The organism is Acetobacter sp. AN02 (assembly GCF_029759835.1).
Classification (GTDB): Bacteria; Pseudomonadota; Alphaproteobacteria; order Acetobacterales; family Acetobacteraceae; genus Acetobacter.
The window spans coordinates 1-3488 of sequence record NZ_JAJJND010000148.1 but is presented as its reverse complement, the minus strand read 5'-3'; the positions used below and the strand labels follow the sequence as shown (position 1 = coordinate 3488).

The 3488-nt window shown below is 55.0% G+C and carries 3 protein-coding genes; all 3 read right to left on the bottom strand.

The annotated features are described in order from the left end of the window. Positions 1-679: 679 nt before the first annotated feature. From LOC54_RS11770 to dapD, 3 genes are read right to left on the bottom strand one after another with little or no spacing between them, the layout of a single operon-like run. A complete protein-coding gene (locus tag LOC54_RS11770) occupies positions 680-1303 on the bottom strand; it encodes a hypothetical protein (protein ID WP_279313983.1) in 624 nt (207 codons plus the stop codon). After that, complete coding sequence (gene dapE / locus LOC54_RS11765) at positions 1300-2496, bottom strand: succinyl-diaminopimelate desuccinylase (protein WP_279313982.1); 1197 nt, start codon at positions 2494-2496, stop codon at positions 1300-1302. The genes LOC54_RS11770 and dapE overlap by 4 nt, the downstream gene beginning before the upstream one ends. Further along, positions 2447-3289 (bottom strand): 2,3,4,5-tetrahydropyridine-2,6-dicarboxylate N-succinyltransferase, encoded by an 843-nt coding sequence (dapD, locus tag LOC54_RS11760; protein ID WP_279313981.1) that lies wholly within the window; start codon positions 3287-3289, stop codon positions 2447-2449. The genes dapE and dapD overlap by 50 nt, the downstream gene beginning before the upstream one ends. Between the last annotated feature and the right edge of the window lie 199 nt (positions 3290-3488).

Below are 3488 nucleotides of genomic sequence, written 5' to 3'. Positions count from 1 at the left end.
CAGCCTGGAACAATCTCTCTGCCCTGCCGGAAACCATCCGATCCATCGGTCTCAGAAAGTGGGCTCACACAGGTCAGCCACTATAACCGTTGGTATAACCATGACAGACCCAACATGGGGAACGGTGGGTTCACACCCGCCCAGAAACTAAAAACAGCTGCCTGAATTCTCATTCAACGCCCCATTAAAAATGGGGAGATTACCCAAACATCAATCACCGCCGTTAAAATAGAGTTCACATCAGGAGAAAATGGAATAAAATTCATAATAAATGAAATAAAGAAATAGTATAGAAAATATAATAACGCCAAATCATGGATGTTATATATCTTTTATACAAATATACTTTATTCCATATATTTGAAAAAATATCCCGTAATAAATGATATAATATAATGTGCATATTATTAAAATTAAAATATTATATAAATAATCTTTCGAATTTAAAAACACAAAAGAAGAATAAATTAATTCTATAAATATAGAATGTATAAGCGAAAATAATAAAAATTTAGTTGTACTTTAGAAGAAAAATATTCCTCTTTCCTGACCCGTCATCAGAAGCAAAGAACCTCTGAGAACTGATCCTTTATGTGCTTTCGTATCTGTCGTATCTGACACTGCTTTATTCTCTCTGGTATTACTCATTCTCTACCTGCACTCTCCCTGACGGCAGGACTCAGCCTCGTCTCAGGGAAGACGGGAGAATAAGTTCTCTCAGAAAGTTATATTCCGCAGAAAGAAGCGTCGCCACGCCATAGCATGCAAGGATAAACAGGATGTTCGCAATACACAGAAGCGCAGCCTGCCCTTTGCTGACCGCAAGTCCCGTGCGCGCGACAAACCACATCAGCCAGAGACTGTAGAGGCCCGACACGATCACGACCGCCGCTGCCAGCCCCTGCTGACCGACAAGAGACGGCGTCAGAAGCGAAGCCAGCAGCAAGGTCAGCACCATGACAACCGGCTGCAGCCAGTCGCACCACAAGGCTGCCGTGGCATAGCGCAGCCAGAGATCTTCCTTTTTCCAGTATTTTGCCAGAGCATGGGAGATCACCGGCGGTGCAAGAAACGCGCAGAGCGAGAGACTCACACGCGTAAGTGCAATAAGCCTGTGCCCCGACATCAGACCGGTCAGAGCGGCAATAATATTCAGCGCCACACCAGGCGCGAGTGCGGCCAGAAAAGTCTGGATCGTACTGCGGAAGCAGGTGATACCTTCCTGCCTCCCGGTACCCAGCAGCATGATGCCCCTGAGCACCGATTTCGGATCAGGCTGCGGGTCTCCCGGCCTGCGCATCATACTGCCTCCGCTGCCCTGCTCAGGAACAGTTCATATATCCGCGCAAGCTGATGCACGTCCTGCACGAGGACGTGTTCATCAATCTGATGCATGCTCGCCCCCACGAGACCGAATTCCGCAACGGCACAGCAGCGCGCGATAAACCGTGCGTCGGAAGTACCGCCTCCGGTATCGAGGCGCGGTTCCTGCCCGGTAACCTCCTTCACCGCTGCGACAAGCGCTTCGGTCTCCGGGCCGGGCGACGTCAGGAAAGACTCGCCACTGATATGAATTACCGCCTCATAATCCGGTACATGGCGGGTACAGATCGTCCGGATCCAGCCTTCAAGGGAAGCGCCCGTGTGCAGATCGTTGAAACGAATATTCAGCGCCGCATGTGCTTCTGCCGGAATGACGTTGGTTGCAGTATTCCCGACGTCGATGCTCGTAATCTGCAGGCCGGAGGGCTCAAACCACCGAGATCCCTGATCCAGAGGAGTCCGGGTCAGATCATCAAGAATACGCAGCAGGCGATGCACCGGGTTATCCGCCCGATGAGGATACGCCACATGTCCCTGGCGGCCCCGCACCGTAATCCGGGCGTTCAGACTTCCCCGACGGCCGATCTTGACCATATCGCCAAGTGCTTCAGGACAGGTTGGTTCCCCGACCACGCAGAAATCCGGAATCTGACCGTTTTCCTGCATCCATTCCAGGACTTTGACTGTACCGTGGCGGGCATGGCCCTCCTCGTCACCCGTGATCAGCAGACTCACGGACCCGGGAAAATCCGGCGTATGGTCAAGAAAGGCCAGAGCTCCCGCAACGAAAGCAGCAATCCCTCCCTTCATGTCGCAGGCACCGCGTCCGTAGATCACACCCTCAGAAATCACGCCGCTGAAGGGATCATGGGTCCAGGCACCGGTGCCCGGCGGGACAACGTCCGTATGCCCGGCAAAGCAGAGATGCGGCGCACCACTCCCTCTGCGGGCAAAGAAATTCGGAGTCCGGTCCGTGCCCTCCCCGAAAGGCAGGCGCGTGACTGTAAAACCGTTTTCCTCAAGAACGCGGATAAGAATATCCTGAGCGCAGCCGGGGTCCGGAGTGACCGACGGAGCACGAATCAGTTCCGCCGCCAGCTCTGCTACGTCGATCGCCACGATCTCAGTCGCGCAGAAGTTCGTTGATGGACGTCTTGGAGCGGGTCCGCTCATCAACGCGCTTGACGATGACGGCACAGTAGAGCGACGGATTCGGTTTGCCGTCCTCTCCCGCGCGTCCGGGCAGTGTGCCCGGCACCACGACGGAATATTCCGGCACCTCGCCCATGTAAATCTGGCCTGTCGCACGATCGACAATCTTCGTCGAGGCCCCGAGATAGACGCCCATGGACAGCACGGAACCGCGCCCGACAACCACGCCTTCCGCAACCTCGGACCGTGCCCCGATGAAGCAGTCATCCCCGATGATCACCGGAGCAGCCTGAAGCGGCTCCAGCACACCGCCGATCCCTGCCCCGCCGCTGATATGGCAGTTCTTTCCGATCTGCGCGCAGCTTCCGATGGTGGCCCATGTATCCACCATTGTTCCGCTGTCGACATATGCGCCCACATTCACGAAAGACGGCATCAGCACCACGCCCGGCGCGATATGGGCAGAACGACGCACGACAGCCCCCGGGACCACGCGGAAGCCTGCTGAGGCAAAACGCTCTCCGGTCCAGCCTTCGAACTTGAGCGGTACCTTATCGAAGACCGGAGCCCCGGCGCTGCCGTTTTCCATCACCTGGTTATCGAACAGCCGGAATGAAAGCAGTACGGCCTTCTTGAGCCATTCATTCACGGTCCGGGAGCCGTTACTGACCTCCGCCACCCGCATCTTTCCCGAGTCGAGCAGATCAAGGGCATCAAGCACGACCTGGCGGTCTGCCCCTCCGGTTGCCGGAGTGATCTGCGTGCGCGCTTCCCAGAGTTCGTCGATTCGGTGCTGAAGCGCGTCGTGGCCCATGAAATTTCCCCGGTAAAAAGATGTCTTGGAACTGAAAACAGGCGGACCATGAGGGTGGTATTCCGTCATGTCAACGCAAACGGGCAGATAAACAATGCGGGAAATGACGGGAAGATGCAGCGGCTAGCAGCCTGTCGGGTTGGGCATTTTGCGGATCATAGGGCTGAGGCTGACCTGTCTTATGCTGCGTGAAGCCGTG

Coding starts and splice junctions, on each gene's coding strand:
- LOC54_RS11770 (WP_279313983.1), bottom strand. CDS start 1,303: ATGATGCGCAGGCCGGGAGACCCGCAGCCTGATCCGAAATCGGTGCTC.
- dapE (WP_279313982.1), bottom strand. CDS start 2,496: ATGAGCGGACCCGCTCCAAGACGTCCATCAACGAACTTCTGCGCGACT.
- dapD (WP_279313981.1), bottom strand. CDS start 3,289: ATGGGCCACGACGCGCTTCAGCACCGAATCGACGAACTCTGGGAAGCG.